The organism is Marinifilum breve (assembly GCF_003202155.1).
GTDB lineage: Bacteria > Bacteroidota > Bacteroidia > Bacteroidales > Marinifilaceae > Marinifilum > Marinifilum breve.
This window is the reverse complement of the sequence record NZ_QFLI01000008.1, coordinates 174,206-191,394: the sequence shown is the minus strand read 5'-3', so window position 1 is coordinate 191,394 and position 17,189 is coordinate 174,206. Positions and strand designations below refer to the sequence as shown.

Below are 17,189 nucleotides of genomic sequence, written 5' to 3'. Positions count from 1 at the left end.
TCTTTGAAGTGAATTTCTATGTTTTACTGATTTGATAAAAAGGACAATAGAGATCATTAGATAAAATTGATTCAATGATTTAATCTTTCTATTGATGAATACAGTTAATTATCTGGATATTTTTGTAGATTTGTTTGTCCAAATATTATTTAGAAACAGAATAGTTAAAAATACATGGAATTTAAATCAATGAACTTAAACGAAAATGCACCTGTTGTCCCTGAAGGTGATGTTGAAAAAGTAAAATGTTTAATCGTTGGTTCAGGACCAGCTGGTTATACTGCTGCAATTTATGCTGCAAGAGCAAATTTAAATCCTGTTGTAATTGAAGGTCTTCAACCTGGAGGACAGTTAACAACTACCACAGAAGTAGATAATTTTCCTGGTTATCCACAAGGAGTAACAGGACCTGATATGATGGCAGATTTGAAGAAGCAAGCAGAGCGTTTTGGCACAGATTGCCGTTGGGGTCTAGTTACGGCTGTTGATTTTTCGGTATATCCACACAAAGTTGTAGTTGATGAGAAAAAGGTGATAGAAGCAGAATCGGTTATCTTGGCAACAGGAGCAACTGCAAAATATCTTGGTTTCCCAACTGAAGAAAAATATATGGGTTCTGGAGTTTCAGCTTGTGCTACTTGTGATGGCTTTTTCTACAGAGGAAAAGACGTTGCTGTAGTAGGTGGTGGGGATACCGCTGCCGAGGAGGCTACCTATCTTGCTGGATTGTGTAATAAGGTATATTTAATTGTTCGTAAGCCATTTTTAAGAGCTTCTAAAGCAATGCAAGATCGTGTTTTTAAAACGGAGAACATTGAATTGTTGTTTGAGCACAATACTAAAGAATTATATGGCGATGGAGTTGTAGAAGGAGCGAAGCTTATCAAGAGAATGGGAGAAGCTGATGAAACAGAAGTGGATATCAAAATTGATGGATTCTTCGTTGCAATTGGTCACACGCCAAACTCAAAAGTATTTGCTAATTACCTAACGACAGATGATCAGGGATATGTGATTACTGAGCCGGATTCTACAAAAACAAATGTTCCTGGTGTATTTGCTTCAGGAGATTTAAAAGATCCTCATTATCGTCAGGCTATTACATCAGCGGGATCGGGATGTATGGCAGCTATGGATGCTGAGAGATTTTTAGCTGAAAGAGAGTAAGTTTATTTTGATGATATAGTAAAGCCTGACTTGTAAAAGTTGGGCTTTTTTATTCTGGGGGAAGTTTATACCTGATAAATGGCAGTGCATTTTGTCTTTATGAAGGAACATTAATGATATAAAAAAAACGACATTCGAAAGAATGTCGTTTTCAATATCATAGTAATAGTAAGATTACTGTTTGAATACATCAGCGAATTTATCTTTACTATATTTTCCATCTTTCAATTTCTGAGCAACATCTTTAAATGCGTTAACTGTGTACTCAACATCTTCAAGAGAGTGCATTGCAGTTGGAATCAAACGAAGCAATAACTGTCCTTTTGGAATTACCGGGTAAACTACGATAGAACAGAAAATGTTATAATTTTCTCTTAAGTCCATAGTAACCTGAGTTCCTTCAGCTACACTACCAGAAAGATAAACTGGAGTTACAGGAGATTCAGTTACACCAATATCTAAACCAGCATCTTTTAAACCAGTTTGAAGAGTGTTTGCAACAGACCAAAGCTTTTCACGAAGTTCAGGCATAGTTCTCAACATTTCCAAACGCTTCAATGAACCTTCAACGATAGGCATTGGAAGAGATTTTGCGAAAATTTGAGATCTCATAGTATATCTTAGGTAAGTACCAACTTCTTCATCACATGCGATGAATGCACCGATACCAGCCATAGCTTTTGCGAAAGTACTAAAGTGAAGGTCAACTTTGTCTTCAACACCGAAGTGTTCGATAGCACCAGCACCATTTTTACCCATTACACCGAATCCATGAGCATCATCAACCAATAAACGGAAATTGAAATCATCTTTCATTGCACAGATTTCATCCAATTTACCTAGGTCACCTGCCATACCGAATACACCTTCAGTAATAACAAGAATACCACCACCAGTTTTTTCAACCCACTTGGTTGCGCGTTCTAATTCTTTACGAAGATTATCCATATCGTTGTGTGGATAAACGAAACGCTTACCAGGGTGAAGTCTAAGACCGTCCATGATACAAGCGTGAGATTCTGAATCGTAAACAATTACATCGTGACGACCAACAAGAGCATCAATGATAGAAACCATTCCTTGGTATCCGAAGTTCAATAGGAAAGCGTCTGGTTTTCCAACGAATTCAGCAAGCTTTGATTCTAGTTCTTCGTGGAGACTTGTTTGTCCCGACATCATACGTGCACCCATTGGGTAAGCTAATCCCCACTTATCAGCTGCTTCAGCATCAGCTTTTCTAATTTCTGGGTGATTTGCCAAACCAATATAGTTGTTCAAACTCCATGTTAACACCTCTTTCCCACGAAACTTCATTCTCGAGTTAATTTCACCTTCCAATTTAGGGAAAGCAAAATATCCATGAGCTTGTTTTGCGTATTGCCCGATATTCCCTTTTTGGGTTTTAATTTTGTCAAAAATATCCACGATTTATGCTTTTTTGAGTTATTTTCTTTGTAACTGTGCAAAAGTAATCTTTTTTGGGTTCAAACCAATAAATTATAAAGATTTGTATAATATACACGAGAAAGTGTGCTATATTTCATATGAAAACTTTATCTTTGCAAAATGCAAAAAAATATAGTAGCAAGGCCTATGAGAAAAATTGTCTTACTGTTCGTGCTTTTCGCCTTCGTTTTAGGAGGATGTAGCGAGTATCAAAAATTGCTGAAAAGTTCCGACAACTCTCTGAAATACAAAAAAGCTGTTGAATATTATAGTACGGAAGATTATGCCAAAGCAGCCACTTTGTTTGAAGAATTGCTTCCTATCTACAGAGGAACAAGTAAAGCAGAAACCATAAGTTATTACATTTCATATTGCTCATATGGGCAAGGAGATTATATTGGTGCTGGATATTTTTTTAGAAACTTTTTGAAAACATTTCCTGATAGTCCATATTCAGAGGAGTGTTTATACATGAGTGCATATTGTTATTACTTGGAATCTCCAAAGCCGAGATTGGATCAAACGCCAACGCAAGATGCTATTGATGCATTTCAGTTGTACATTAATCGTTATCCAAACTCCACACGTATTCCTAAATGTAATGAATATATAGATGAGATGCAGGATAAATTGGTGTATAAGTCTTATTTGAGTGCGAGGAATTATTACGATAGGGAGCATTTTCCTTCTGCAATTATCGCTCTTCAAAATAGTCTTAAAGACTATCCTGGTTCGTCACACAGAGAAGATTTGATGTTTATGCTTTTAGAATCGAAGCATCAGTTGGCTTTTAAGAGTATACCGTCGAAACAAAGAGAAAGATACAACAATGCAAAAGAGGAATATTATGCATTTGTTGATGAATACCCTGAAAGTAAGCACATGAAGCGTGCTGAAAAAATGCTAGAGGATATCGAAGCATATTTAAGTAAGTTTAATATAAATAATTAAAATAGATCTAATTCTTACACAGTATGGATTATAAAAAAACAAATGCAGCAAGTTCTACAGTTACTCGCAACATGAACGAATTGAGCAAAGAAGTGGGTAATGTTTATGAATCTGTAATGATCATGGCTAAAAGATCAAATCAGATTGCTGTTGAGCTGAAAAGTGAGCTGAATAAGAAATTGCAAGAATTTGCGTCTTATACAGATAACTTGGAAGAGGTGTTTGAAAACCGTGAGCAAATTGAAATCTCAAAATACTATGAGAGATTGCCAAAACCTACATTGATTGCGGTTGAGGAATTCATTAATGGAGAAATCTATTATAGAAATCCTTCTAAAGAACAAAAATCAGAAGACTAATTAGTAAATAATGGTCAAGTTCCCTTTTGAATAAAGAGGGAACTTTTTATTTTTTTAGAGATAGTTTATGTTAAAGGATAAGAATATAATTTTAGGTGTTACTGCTAGTATTGCAGCATATAAAGCAGCCTCATTGGTTCGTTTGCTAGTTAAAGAAGGTGCTAATGTTAAGGTTATCATGACTCCATATGCGAAAGAGTTCATCTCACCGGTAACCATGGCTACATTATCTAAGAATACGGTGTTGTCTGATTTTTTTAAGCATGATGATGGTTCTTGGAATAGTCATGTTGACCTAGGAATTTGGGCAGATGTGATGATTATTGCACCAACAACTGCAAATACAATGGCAAAAATGGCACATGGTATTTGTGATAACTTACTTCTTACAACTTACTTGTCTGCAAAATGTCCTGTTGTTCATGCTCCAGCTATGGATTTGGATATGTTTAAGCATCCTGCAACACTGCGCAACATGGATATTCTAAGATCATATGGTGATACATTTATAGAGCCATCGAGTGGAGAATTGGCCAGTGGATTGTACGGTAAAGGAAGAATGGAAGAACCTGAAATTATTGCTCAGAAATTAAGCGAATTTCTGGAGGACAAAAAAAAAAGCTAAGTGATAAAAAGATATTAATCACTACTGGGCCTACTTACGAAAAAATTGATCCAGTTAGGTTCATCGGTAACTTTTCATCCGGAAAAATGGGTTTTGCCATAGCCGAAGAACTAGCTGAAAACGGTGCAAATGTTATTTTGGTGAGTGGGCCAACTGCTTTGAAAACAAAGCATACAAATATCACTAGAATTGATGTTGTAACTGCAGAAGAGATGTATCAGGCATCTATAGATAATTATCCTGATTGTAATGGCGGGATTATGACGGCAGCTGTTGCCGATTTTACTCCTTTAAATCCCGAAGATAGAAAAGTAAAACGTGGAAAAGAGAACTATTCTATCGAATTAACACCTACCAAAGATATTGCAGCATCTTTAGGAAAAATCAAAGCTAAAGATCAATTCTTGATTGGTTTTGCACTTGAAACCAATGATGAAGAATTTAATGCAAAATTAAAACTGGAAAAGAAGAATCTTGATTTTATTGTGCTCAACTCTTTGAATGATTCAGGAGCAGGATTTCAGCATGATACCAATAAAATTTCGATTATTGGCAACAATGGTTCAGCTAAAAAATTTGAGTTAAAACCTAAAACAGAAGTTGCTAAAGATATAGTAGACGAATTAATTCAGTTTTATGAGAAATAAGTTGGCATCTTTTTCGTTATAATTTCTAACTTTAGCTGTGAACTTTTGATATATAATTATGCGCAAATTCTTTCTAGTATTATTTATTACATTGTTTTCGATTCCTGTGTTTTCGCAAGAATTCAGATGTAATATTCAAGTGGTAAGTCAGAAAATTCAAGGTACCAATAAACAAGTTTTTAGAACCATGCAAACTGCCATTAACGAGTTTATGAATGCTCGTAAGTGGACCAATCATGTGTATAGTTACGATGAGAAAATTGAATGTACTTTTTTATTCAATCTGACCGACCAAATATCAGCGGATGAATTTCGTGGAAGTTTACAAGTTCAAGCTAGCAGGCCTGTTTATAATTCCTCTTATAATACGGTAATGCTAAATTTTAAAGATGACAATATTCAGTTTAAATATGTTGAGTATCAGACTCTGGATTTTAATGAAACAGTTACTCCAACAGAATTAACCGGACTTTTGGCTTATTATGCATACCTCATTTTAGGTTTGGATTACGATACTTTTGCAATGGATGGAGGAGCTACTTATTTTGCAAAGGCTGAGACCATCGTAAATAAGATGCAGAATTCCAATACTCCCGGTTGGAAAGCTTATGAAAGTCGGGATAATAGATATTGGCTAATCGAGAATATCCTAAACAATGCATATAGTCCAGTTCGCGAATGTTTGTATCGATATCACAGGTTGGGATTAGATCGAATGGCTGATCACTTGACGGAAGCAAGAGCTGAAATTTCGGAAAGTTTAAGATTGTTACAGAAAGCATATCGTGCGAAACCTGGGGCTTTTATTCTAACCATATTTTTTGATGCGAAGGCTGATGAACTCGTAAATATCTTTAGTGAATCGTTTACAGATGAGAAAAAAAGGGTCTATAATATTCTAAGTGAAATAGATCCAGCAAATATCAAAAAGTACAAAAAAATTATAGGACAAAAATAGATTAGGATTATTGACTTGGTTTTTCTCTAATCCTTATTTTTGTTGCAAATAATAATTTAGTTTGAGATTATGCTTCAATCAATATCTATACAAAACTTTGCTTTAATTAATCAGTTGGAAATCGATTTCTCGGATGGTTTTTCGGTAATAACAGGAGAAACAGGATCTGGTAAGTCAATTTTACTGGGAGCTTTATCTTTGGTGTTAGGTCAAAGATCGGAAGGGAATGTGCTGAAAGATAAAGAGAAGAAGTGTATTATTGAATGTTCTTTCTCCATTGAGAAATACAATTTGCAAGAGTTTTTCGAAAAGAATGAATTGGATTACGAAAAAGAGGCTATTGTTCGTCGTGAGATTTTACCTAGCGGGAAAACACGTGCCTTTGTAAATGATACACCGGTAAACTTGAAAACTTTAAGGGAACTTGGAGTATGTTTAGTGGATATCCATAGTCAGAACCAAAATTTGGTTTTGGGAAGTTTTGAATATCAAGTAGGAATTGTTGATACTTATGCTCAAAATGCAGCTTTACTTGCAAAATATCAGTTATCCTTTAAGAAATATCAAGACTTAAGAAAAGATCTAAAACATCAGCAAGAAATAGCCGCTAAGGAAAAAGCTGATTTGGATTATTTTCAGTTTCAATTGGAGCAGCTTAATGAGGCCAATTTTGTTCAGGGGGAACAGAAAGAAATGGAGGAGGAGTTAGAAACTCTGAACCATGCTGAGGAAATCAAATCTGGATTGTATCAGGCCTATGGATATTTGTCAGAAGGCGAGTCATCGGTAATTTCACAAATAAAAGAAGCCAGAAGTGCAATTTCAAAGATTCAGGGAGTATTTACTGAAGCAGATTCTTACTTTGAACGATTGGATAGTTCACTAATCGAGTTACAAGACTTGTCTCAGGAGTTGGATCGGAATAATGAATTGGTGGAGTTTGATAATGGAAGAATAGACTTTTTGAATCAACGTTTGGATACAATTTATTCTTTACAACAGAAACATCGTGTCGATTCTGTTGAAGAATTGATACAAATTCGAGAAGATCTTGAAGAGAAAGTTGGAAAAATTGAATCAAGCGATGAATTAATTGAAGATTTGAAGGAACAATTGGCTGGGCAAAAGGTGAAATTACAGAAAGCTGCTGATAATCTTTCGAATAGCAGAAAAAAGGCGATTCCAAAAATAGAGAAAACGATTGTTAGTCAGCTTGTATTGCTTGGAATTCCTAATGCTAATTTTAAAGTGCAAATTACCAATAACGAAGAATTTCAGCAATTAGGAGCTGATAAAGTGACCTTTTTATTTAGTGCCAACAAGAATGGTAGTTTAGAGGAAGTACAGCGTGTTGCATCAGGTGGGGAGTTGTCTCGATTGATGTTGAGTATTAAGTATTTAATATCATCTTCAACAGCATTGCCTTCGATTGTTTTCGATGAAATTGATACAGGTGTGTCGGGTGAAATTGCCGATAAAATGGGAGCTATGATGAATCAAATGGCTGAAAATATTCAGGTAATAAGCATCACACACCTACCTCAAATAGCAGGAAAAGGAAAATATCATTATAAGGTTTACAAGGCGGACGATGAGCATGAAACCTATTCAAATATCGTACTTCTGGATAAACAAAAGCGTATTGAAGAGCTAGCCAAAATGCTTAGTGGAACAGATCTGACAAAGGCTGCTTTGGAAAATGCTAAAGTGCTGTTAAATAGTTAGATATTTACTTGGAATTTCAATTAAAGAATTTATTCAGTCTTAATTAATAAGCTTGTTTAGAATCATTATAAGAATTAATGGTTATCTTTACAGCCTGAAAAATTGAAAATTTCAAGTTATGTCGTATAATTTATTAAAAGGAAAAAAGGGGATTATTTTCGGGGCTTTGAATGAAATGTCGATTGCCTGGAAAGTTGCAGAATTGGCTGTAGAAGAAGGTGCAGAAATCGTCTTGACCAACACACCTGTATCCATTCGTATGGGAACCATCGATGAATTGGCTAAAAAATGCAACGCAGAGGTAATTCCTGCCGATGCAACCAACCCTAAAGATTTGGATGAACTATTTACCAAATCAATGGAAGTGTTGGGTGGAAGAGTCGATTTCGTTTTACACTCTATCGGTATGTCTCCAAACGTTCGTAAGGGACACTCTTACGATGACTTAAATTATGAATACCTTAAGAAAACTTTAGATGTTTCAGCAACATCATTCCATAAAGTATTACAATCAGCTAAAAAACTAGATGCTATTAACGAATGGGGATCAGTAGTTGCACTATCATACGCAGCGGCCCAAAGAACTATGTATGAGTATAACGATATGGCTGATGCAAAAGCAATGCTAGAATCAATTGCTCGTAGTTTCGGTTACATTTATGGTCGTGAAAAGCGCGTTCGTGTGAATACCATTTCGCAGTCGCCAACAGTTACAACAGCAGGTAGTGGTGTAAAAGGATTCGATTCATTGATTGATTTCTCTGAAAGAATGTCTCCTCTTGGTAATGCTGATGCTCAAGAGTGTGCTAATTTCTGTATTACTTTGTTCTCTGATTTGACGAAGAAAGTAACGATGCAGAATTTGTTCCACGATGGAGGATTCTCGAGCATGGGTATGAGTTACAGAGCCATGAGCCAATACAACAAGAGTTTTAAAACTTGCGACGATTGCGAGTAACAAGAATATAAAATTGTTTTAAAATCCGGGTTGTAAAGCTCGGATTTTTTTTGTCCCAATGGTGAATTATATAGATTGATTTGATTTTTAAAATCTAGTGATAATATGTACATTTGCCTTTAATTTTCTGAAGCTTGATGAAAAGCGAGGGAAATAACTGTTTTGATAGCCCAATAATAGATTAAAGCCGTTGCTAATGAAATTATTGATGTAGAGATTTTTTGAAGTGTAGAAATACACTTGAGAATATGTGAAGAGAGAATTGAACGGACTTAAAACACACCCCATTGGGTAAGGAGAAAAGTAAATAAATTATTTTCGAATGAAGGAATACAATATTAATCATTTAAGAGAACTTGAGGCGGAATCTATTTTCGTAATTCGTGAGGTTGCTGCTCAATTTGAAAATCCTGTGATGTTATTCTCAGGAGGAAAAGATTCCATCGTAATGTTTCACTTGGCACGTAAAGCATTTGCTCCAGCAAAAGTTCCATTTGCTTTAATGCATATCGATACAGGTCATAACTTTCCAGAAACGATTCAATTCCGTGATGAATTGATGGAAGAAACGGGAACTCGTTTAATTGTTCGCTATGTTCAGGACTCAATTGATCAAGGTAAAGTAGTTGAAGAAACAGGATTTGATGCAAGTAGAAACAAATTGCAAACTGTTACTCTTCTTGACGGAATTGAAGATTTACAAGTAGACTGTGCTATGGGTGGAGGTCGTCGTGACGAAGAAAAAGCCAGAGCAAAAGAACGTTTCTTTTCACATCGTGATGAATTTGGACAATGGGATCCTAAAAACCAACGTCCAGAATTATGGAACCTGTTCAACGGCAAGAAGCACATGGGAGAGCACTTTAGAGTATTCCCTATTTCAAACTGGACAGAAATGGATGTATGGCAATATATCTATCTGGAAAATATTAAAATACCAAATATTTACTTCTCTCACGAACGTGATGTATTCGTACGTAATGGAAACTTATTATCAGTATCTGATTTTATTCCAATGCGTGATACCGAAAAAGTGGAGAAAAGAATTGTTCGCTTTAGAACCATTGGTGATGCTACATGTACAGGTGCAGTAGAATCGGAAGCGAATAGTTTGGAAGATATTATTGAGGAAGTAGCAGCTTCTCGAACTACCGAGCGTGGAACACGTCATGATGACAAACGTTCTGAAGCAGCAATGGAAGATCGTAAGAAAGAAGGTTATTTTTAAGATAATTATAAATTATTAGTGATTAATGATTAGCGTAAATAACTTTTACCATTAATCATTTACCATTAATCATTAGAAAAAAGATATGTCAGATAAAACATCAGGATATTTAGATATGGAGCTTTTACGATTCACTACTGCAGGTAGTGTAGATGATGGTAAAAGTACTCTTATCGGTAGATTATTATACGATAGTAAAGCCATTTTCGAAGATCAAATGGAAGCTATCGAAATCAGTAGCCAAAAAAGAGGTGACGAAGAAGTTGACCTTGCTTTGTTAACTGATGGATTAAGAGCAGAACGCGAGCAAGGAATTACAATTGATGTTGCTTACAGATATTTTGCAACTCCAAAGCGTAAGTTTATTATTGCAGATACTCCAGGTCATATTCAGTATACCAGAAACATGGTAACTGGAGCATCAACTGCAAATGCAGCTCTAATTTTGGTTGATTCAAGAAATGGTGTAATTGAACAAACTTTACGTCATTCTTATATTGCTAACCTTTTGCAAATTCCTCATCTTATTGTTTGTATCAATAAAATGGATTTAGTTGATTATTCAGAAGAGGTTTACAACAAAATTAAAGAAGACTATAAAAAGGTTGCCGAGAAATTGAATATCAAGGATGTTCGCTTCATTCCAATTTCAGCAAAATTTGGTGATAACGTAGTGGATGCATCTGAAAATATGGATTGGTACCAAGGTTCTACTTTATTGAACTTGTTAGAAACTATCGAAATTGTAGATGATAGAAACCATTCTGATGCAAGATTCCCAGTTCAATACGTAATTCGCCCTCAGTCTGATGAGTATCATGATTACAGGGGCTATGCAGGTCGTGTAGCAAGTGGAATTTTCCGTCCGGGTGATAAAGTGAAAGTATTGCCTTCAGGATTGGAAACAACTGTAAAATCAATTGATACATTCGATGGTGAGTTAGATATGGCATTCCCTCCTCAATCAGTAACGCTTAATCTAAGCGATGATATTGATGTGTCAAGAGGCGATATGATTGTTTCTGCTGAAAATTCACCAAAAGTAGAGCAGGAGATTGAAGCAATGATCTGTTGGATGAACGAACGTGCTATGATGCCGCGCGGTAAGTACACAATCAAACATACTTCAAATGAGGCTCGTTGCATGGTGCGTGATGTAAAATTCAAAGTCAATGTTAATACTTTGGAAGAGGTTACGGATGATAAGCAAGTGGCATTGAATGATATTGCATGTATTACTTTCAAGTCTGCTAAACCTTTATTTGTTGATTCATATAAAGAGAACAGAATTACTGGTAGTTTTATCATGATTGATGAAGGAACCAACGAAACTGTTGCTGCAGGTATGATTTTGTAAGCATTCGAAATTAAAATATATGAAGCTGATATCTTATAGGTATCAGCTTTTTTCATGCATAAAAAAAGGCGGCTTTATGCCACCTTTATCTTTTAGTAGTGTTAGGATTAAAACTTAAATCCAAAAGTAATTTTTACTTCATGTTTTTTATTATTCTCTTTTATTTGATCTGAAGCGAAGTCAGGAGTAGAGTAGTATACAAACTGATTTTCTACATCAGCATAACTATAAGCTAAATCCATAAAGAATTGGTTTTGTCTGAATCCGAAACCACCTGAGAATACATCAAATCCATCATCAACACCTGATACTTTAAAAGAATTACCCATTTTTGCATAACCAGCACGAATACTAAAGTTAGGTGTTGCCCGAAACTCTAATCCAGTTCGTAAATTGCCTGTATTTTGGTAGCTGGCTTTAATAATGTCATTGGTGTCTGGATTATCTGGTGTGCCGTTAAAATCTTCACCATTGTCTCCATCGTAGAATTTTGCCTTTGAATAATCAATAAGCTCATAATCTGCACTTAGAATTAATTTTTTCTTCAAAACCAATGCTGCACTAAAGGTAGCTTTTAAAGGAGTTCTATATTTATAAGAGTATTTACCTTCAGGAGATCCTATGTAATAGCTTGAATAGCCATTTTCGTCAGCTGTATTAAAGTTCGAAGTAATTTCACTATAGTATTCTTCATCGAAAGTATAAAAAGTTGGCGTATGAACAGATGCCCCTATGCGAAGCCATTGTTCTGGCTTGTAAATCACACCTAGTTTAAAATTAGCACCTACACCCGATGACTTAAATGATTCTTCAAAAGTGTAGTCGTTAAAATCAGAATTACTATCAGGTAAAATACTTTCCGAAAAAACTTTTGTTGATTTATAATAAATCGATTGAATTCCTAATGAACCCCCAATGTATAACTTGTGATTGTAATTGGCAGCAAAAGCCAAAAGGAATTCACCTGCATATCCTTTTTCATCAATGGTTTGTGCTTGATTTAAAACTTCATCGGTAATTGCAATATATTGATTGTTACTACCACTAATTGTATCTATCAAATAAGTTTCATAAGCCAAATTTTCTCGAAACCGATTTAATGAATTGGGATGTATATCGTTTGAATTGTTCACCATTACATCTAATAGTGAAGTAGGCGCTTCTGGTGCATTCGATCTTGAATTTTTTCTGTAAGTGTTTAATTTGTTGTAACCAATCGCAAAGTTGAAGTTCTTCCAACCTCTTTCTGATTCTATTCTTGGCTTATTAGTGGCCACATAGCCTATGTTCGATATGCCAAATGAATATTTATCTTCATTTAAACTTGTATTAGCCTGAAGGTTTAGACTTTTGGTATCATTAAAATTAAGGTTTGATGAAAATGTTAGTTCCGAAGTTCTATAAACAGCTAATCCAGCTGGATTAATAGCGATACCAGTAAAATCGCCACCTAAAGCTCCAAAAGCTCCACCCATTGCAGCAGATCTGGCTGTGCCGGTAAAATATTGTTTTGAATAACGCAATGCATCATCGGCAGTTTGAGCATATGTAACTCCTGCAATGATCATTAATGAGATGAGAATATATATACGTTTCATAATTTTAGGTTTAAATATTAGAACCCATATTGGGAAAATATGTACTAATTAAATAAGAGTTATTTTATAGTTGAAGGGAAACTGGAGGATTGTTTCCCTTCGCTATTTTTTATCTTCTTCTTGATCCACCGGATGATGATCTAGAACCACTTGATGATGATCTTGAACTTCCACTTGATGAACGTACGGAGCTACCTGAAGATCTTGATCCACTACTTGATGATCGGTAAGAACTACTTCTAGTTGAACTTGAGGATCTGTACGAACTACTTCGTGAACTTGATCTTGAACTTGACGATCGATATGCACTTCCTCTTGAAGAACTTCTTGGGTTGCTTCTCACTTTAGAATATGAAGATCTTGTTGTAGATCTGTTTGAGAAGCTTGAATTTCTTGATCCTCTTGTTGAATTATAAGTAGGTCTAGTAGCATTTCGTGTCTTATTATAGCTTGGTGAACTACTTCTTGTTGTATTAGAATAGGTGCTGCTAGATCTTCTTGTTCTATTTGTTTGTGTACCGTAACGAGTTCTTGAATTAGTAGTTGTTCCGCTTACACTTCTTCTTGTATTTGGGTTTGTACCATTATAGGTTCTTCTTGTGGTATTGGAACGATTACTGTATGCGCTTCTGTTTGCAGAACTGTATCTTGAGGCAGCTCTGGTTCTTCTTACATCAGCTGCAGATGATGAATTTGCAGATCTACGTGTTGCCACATTACTGGTTCTATTACTACTAGTTCTGTTTGTATCAGTTCTATTAACATTAGTTCTTGCATTTGCTCTTCTAGTTACATTTGAATTAGAACTTCTGTTGGTTGTGTAGGTAGAAGTTCCAACATGAGATCCTGTTGCAGTTCTTCTTCCATGATATATATTTCTTCCGTAGTGTCCATCATAATGCCCTGCATAGTGGTGGTGGTGGTGTCCATAACCATAATATCCGTAGTAATGACCATATGGGTAGTAATAACCACTATAGTAAGGGGAATGATAACTCCATCCAAAATGCAAATCCCAATACCAAGGATCCCAGCTAACGTTAACTCCCCAACTCGGATAAAAATATCTGTAACTATAGTCATAGGCAAAGAAACGGCCATATTTCATAGTATGGAAGTTGTAAGAGTTATAAAAGCGATAGTTGGTCCAGGTTGGTGTCCACCAAACTTTATCTCCATCAACATATACGTTCCAATCAGAATCACCAGCTAGCCACATGGCTAAACTGTAACCACTTCCATCGGTATAGCCGAATCCCTGTGGATACATTGCTCTTAATCTTTCAGCTTCTTCACGATCCCTTTCAGATCCTGTGAAACCACCATAATAATAACCGATATCTTCAGCCTGATAAACCAACGTATCTACACTACCAATTGAATCGTTCTGAAGAATTGCAGTATATTGCTTTTGAATTTCAGAAAAATCACGATTGTCAGCAGGAGCAATACTTGATTTTGCTTCTGGTACTAATTTTGTTTTCTTGTCCTGAGCAGGAGCAAGTGGATTGTCTTTTTTGACAATCATAGTTTCGCTTTTAGCTTTTTGCACAATTAACGGTGCATCGCTTGGGTCATAATAAATATCGTCATCATAAAGGGAAGCTCCCATATATGAAGGCGAACATCCTGTTGCAAACAGGGCGGAAATTAATAGAATTTTGAAATAGGTTTTCATCGTAAGTCCTCCAATAATGAATATATAAGATAATTTTATACTTTTGTATTGAATTTTATTCAGCCTAAAAGTAGCAAATACTATACCAAAACTATATCGAATGGCAAAAGTTTTAACGAGCAGAAGCGAAAATTATTCGCAGTGGTATAATGATCTGGTAATGAAAGCAGATCTAGCAGAGAATTCTGCTGTGAGAGGATGTATGATTATTAAGCCTTACGGTTATGCAATCTGGGAAAACATGCAAAAAGAATTGGACAAAATGTTCAAGGATACTGGACACCAAAATGCATATTTTCCATTGTTGATCCCAAAATCATTCTTGAGTAAAGAAGCAGATCACGTAGAAGGATTTGCAAAAGAATGTGCAGTTGTAACCCACTACCGTCTGAAAAATGACCCCAATGGGCGCGGTGTAGTTGTTGATCCTAATGCTCAATTAGAAGAGGAATTAATTATCCGACCTACTTCGGAAACAATTATTTGGAACACATATAGAAACTGGATTCAGTCTTATAGAGATCTTCCAATTCTTTGTAACCAATGGGCAAATGTAATGCGTTGGGAAATGCGTACGCGTTTATTCTTGCGTACAGCAGAATTCCTATGGCAAGAAGGACATACTGCTCATGCTACTAAAGAAGAAGCATTGCAGGAAACAGAGCAAATGATTAATGTTTATGGCGATTTTGCTGAGAACTTCATGGCAGTTCCTGTATTAAAAGGTCATAAAACAGAATCAGAAAGATTTGCCGGTGCATTGGATACTTATTGTATTGAAGCATTAATGCAGGATGGAAAAGCATTGCAAGCAGGTACTTCTCATTTCTTAGGACAGAATTTTGCAAAAGCATTTGATGTAAAATTTGCGAACAAAGAAGGAAAAGAGGATTATGTTTGGGCTACATCTTGGGGAGTTTCAACTCGTTTGATGGGAGCATTGATAATGGCTCACTCTGATGATAACGGTTTGGTTTTACCTCCAAAATTGGCTCCAATTCAGGTTGTAATTGTACCAATTTACAGAAAAGCAGAAGAATTAGAAAAGATTGCTGCTAAACTAGATCCAATTGTTGCGAAGCTAAAAACAATGGGAATTTCTGTGAAATTTGATGATAGCGATAACCGCAAACCAGGTTGGAAATTTGCTGAGTACGAGTTGAAAGGTGTTCCTGTACGTTTGGCGATCGGAAATCGTGATTTGGAAAATGGAACAATTGAATTGGCTCGTCGTGATAAATTAACAAAGGAAACTCTTCCAATTGAAGGTATTGAAGAGGTGATTGAGAAATTATTAGAAGAAATTCAAGCCAATATTTTCCAGAAAGCTCTTGACTTTAGAGCAGAGAAAACAACTAAGGTTGATTCATATGATGAATTTAAAGAGTTGTTGGAAACAAAAACTGGATTTTTCCTTGCTCACTGGGACGGAACAGCTGAAACAGAAGAGCAAATTAAAAATGAAACCAAAGCAACCATTCGTTGTATTCCTTTTGATGCAGAAGAGGAAGAAGGTGTTTGTATGGTTACAGGAAAGCCTTCTAAAAGACGCGTTGTTTTTGCGAAAGCATACTAAGATAGTATACAATACAATCATAATAAAAACAGTCATCGAAAAATCGGTGACTGTTTTTTTGTATATTTAGACTTCACCTAAAACAACTATACAATGAACATATTGAATACTAAAACAGCCATATTAAATACAATTCGAGAAAAAGCAACCTTAAAACAGCAGGTGTATCAGAATACCAAAGAAATTTTTGAAGATTTAAGAGATGTATTGGAAGCTTTGGTGCTAGAGTATAATGCGGAACTAAAAGATACAGACGAGAAAGTACAATTGGGATATGAAGATAGGGGTGAGTTTGAATTTCAAATAAAAGTAGCTTCTGATATTTTGATATTTAGTTTGCATACCAACGTTTTTCAATTTAATCGCGATCACAATGTTTGGGAACAAAACTATGTAAGAACAAATCCAGATAATGCTTATTCTGGAATCATTAATATTTACAATTTTCTTTACGATTCGTTTAAATACACTCGCTATGATGATTTAGGTTATTTGGTAGCCCGTATTTTTATCAATCGCGAAAAGCATTATATCGTAGAAGGAAAGAGACAAATGGGACTCTTGCAAACTGATTTATCAGCTAGTATGGCGACTAAAGAGAGTTTACGCAGAATTGTAGAAACAGCAATTAATTATTCATTGAATTTTGATTTATTGGTTCCACCATATGATAATGTTAAGATTATGTCGGTTGCACAAATATTCGAAAAGATGCAGAATGCAAGAATCCAAACTGGTAAGCGATTGGGATTTCAGTTTAAATCGGATGACGTTTAAAACAATTAATAATTATCAATGATGAATTAAGAATTAAAATACATTCTTTTTTCATGATCATTTTATAATATTGTAGCGCTTCACAAAGTTGAAGCGTTTTATTTTACCTGAGGGTAAGACTTGAACTATTAACAATACA

The 17,189-nt window shown here is 35.4% G+C and carries 15 protein-coding genes; 12 read left to right on the top strand and 3 right to left on the bottom strand.

Annotated features, from left to right (window positions below; genetic code table 11):
* The first annotated feature begins 189 nt into the window (after positions 1–189).
* On the top strand, positions 190–1,167 hold the full coding sequence (gene trxB / locus DF185_RS17060) for a thioredoxin-disulfide reductase (protein ID WP_110362016.1): 978 nt from the start codon (positions 190–192) through the stop codon (positions 1,165–1,167).
* Positions 1,168–1,341: 174 nt separating this feature from the next.
* On the opposite strand, the gene DF185_RS17055 is transcribed toward trxB, so the two are convergent.
* A complete protein-coding gene (locus DF185_RS17055) occupies positions 1,342–2,592 on the bottom strand; it encodes an aminotransferase class I/II-fold pyridoxal phosphate-dependent enzyme (RefSeq protein WP_110361968.1) in 1,251 nt (416 codons plus the stop codon).
* A 168-nt stretch (positions 2,593–2,760) separates the two neighbouring features.
* Here DF185_RS17055 and DF185_RS17050 point away from each other — a divergent pair, with 168 nt between their 5' ends.
* From DF185_RS17050 to cysN, 9 genes are all read left to right on the top strand, one after another.
* Positions 2,761–3,564, top strand: a complete 804-nt coding sequence (locus DF185_RS17050; protein ID WP_110361967.1) for an outer membrane protein assembly factor BamD — start codon at positions 2,761–2,763, stop codon at positions 3,562–3,564.
* A 23-nt stretch (positions 3,565–3,587) separates the two neighbouring features.
* The gene (locus tag DF185_RS17045; protein WP_054721395.1) at positions 3,588–3,923 is read left to right on the top strand and encodes a DNA-directed RNA polymerase subunit omega; all 336 of its coding nucleotides are present in this window, start codon (positions 3,588–3,590) and stop codon (positions 3,921–3,923) included.
* A gap of 67 nt (positions 3,924–3,990) precedes the next feature.
* Entirely contained in the window at positions 3,991–4,548 is a 558-nt protein-coding gene (locus DF185_RS23965; RefSeq protein WP_243421789.1) for a flavoprotein, read from the top strand.
* Positions 4,512–5,195: a phosphopantothenoylcysteine decarboxylase domain-containing protein gene (locus DF185_RS23960; protein ID WP_317046854.1), complete on the top strand. Its 684-nt coding sequence runs from the start codon at positions 4,512–4,514 to the stop codon at positions 5,193–5,195. The genes DF185_RS23965 and DF185_RS23960 overlap by 37 nt, the downstream gene beginning before the upstream one ends.
* A 58-nt stretch (positions 5,196–5,253) precedes the next feature.
* Positions 5,254–6,153: a type IX secretion system protein PorD gene (porD, locus tag DF185_RS17035; RefSeq protein WP_110361966.1), complete on the top strand. Its 900-nt coding sequence runs from the start codon at positions 5,254–5,256 to the stop codon at positions 6,151–6,153.
* A gap of 69 nt (positions 6,154–6,222) precedes the next feature.
* Entirely contained in the window at positions 6,223–7,878 is a 1,656-nt protein-coding gene (gene recN / locus DF185_RS17030) for a DNA repair protein RecN (RefSeq protein WP_110361965.1), read from the top strand.
* A gap of 118 nt (positions 7,879–7,996) precedes the next feature.
* Positions 7,997–8,836 (top strand): enoyl-ACP reductase FabI, encoded by an 840-nt coding sequence (locus DF185_RS17025; RefSeq protein ID WP_110361964.1) that lies wholly within the window; start codon positions 7,997–7,999, stop codon positions 8,834–8,836.
* Between the two features lie 322 nt (positions 8,837–9,158).
* Positions 9,159–10,064 carry a sulfate adenylyltransferase subunit CysD gene (gene cysD / locus DF185_RS17020; protein WP_110361963.1) on the top strand — a complete coding sequence of 302 codons (906 nt, stop codon included), beginning with the start codon at positions 9,159–9,161 and terminating at the stop codon, positions 10,062–10,064.
* An 85-nt stretch (positions 10,065–10,149) separates the two neighbouring features.
* Complete coding sequence (gene cysN / locus DF185_RS17015; protein WP_110361962.1) at positions 10,150–11,421, top strand: sulfate adenylyltransferase subunit CysN; 1,272 nt, start codon at positions 10,150–10,152, stop codon at positions 11,419–11,421.
* A gap of 107 nt (positions 11,422–11,528) precedes the next feature.
* Here the strand turns inward: cysN and DF185_RS17010 are convergent, their stop codons facing one another.
* Together DF185_RS17010 and DF185_RS17005 are read right to left on the bottom strand one after the other, a co-directional pair.
* Entirely contained in the window at positions 11,529–13,019 is a 1,491-nt protein-coding gene (locus tag DF185_RS17010; RefSeq protein ID WP_110361961.1) for an OmpP1/FadL family transporter, read from the bottom strand.
* A gap of 109 nt (positions 13,020–13,128) precedes the next feature.
* On the bottom strand, positions 13,129–14,547 hold the full coding sequence (locus tag DF185_RS17005; protein WP_133250069.1) for a hypothetical protein: 1,419 nt from the start codon (positions 14,545–14,547) through the stop codon (positions 13,129–13,131).
* Between the two features lie 250 nt (positions 14,548–14,797).
* Between DF185_RS17005 and proS the strand changes: the two genes are divergently transcribed.
* Entirely contained in the window at positions 14,798–16,273 is a 1,476-nt protein-coding gene (proS, locus tag DF185_RS17000) for a proline--tRNA ligase (protein ID WP_110361959.1), read from the top strand.
* A 93-nt stretch (positions 16,274–16,366) separates the two neighbouring features.
* The gene (locus tag DF185_RS16995) at positions 16,367–17,050 is read left to right on the top strand and encodes a hypothetical protein (RefSeq protein WP_110361958.1); all 684 of its coding nucleotides are present in this window, start codon (positions 16,367–16,369) and stop codon (positions 17,048–17,050) included.
* The last annotated feature ends 139 nt before the right edge of the window (positions 17,051–17,189 follow it).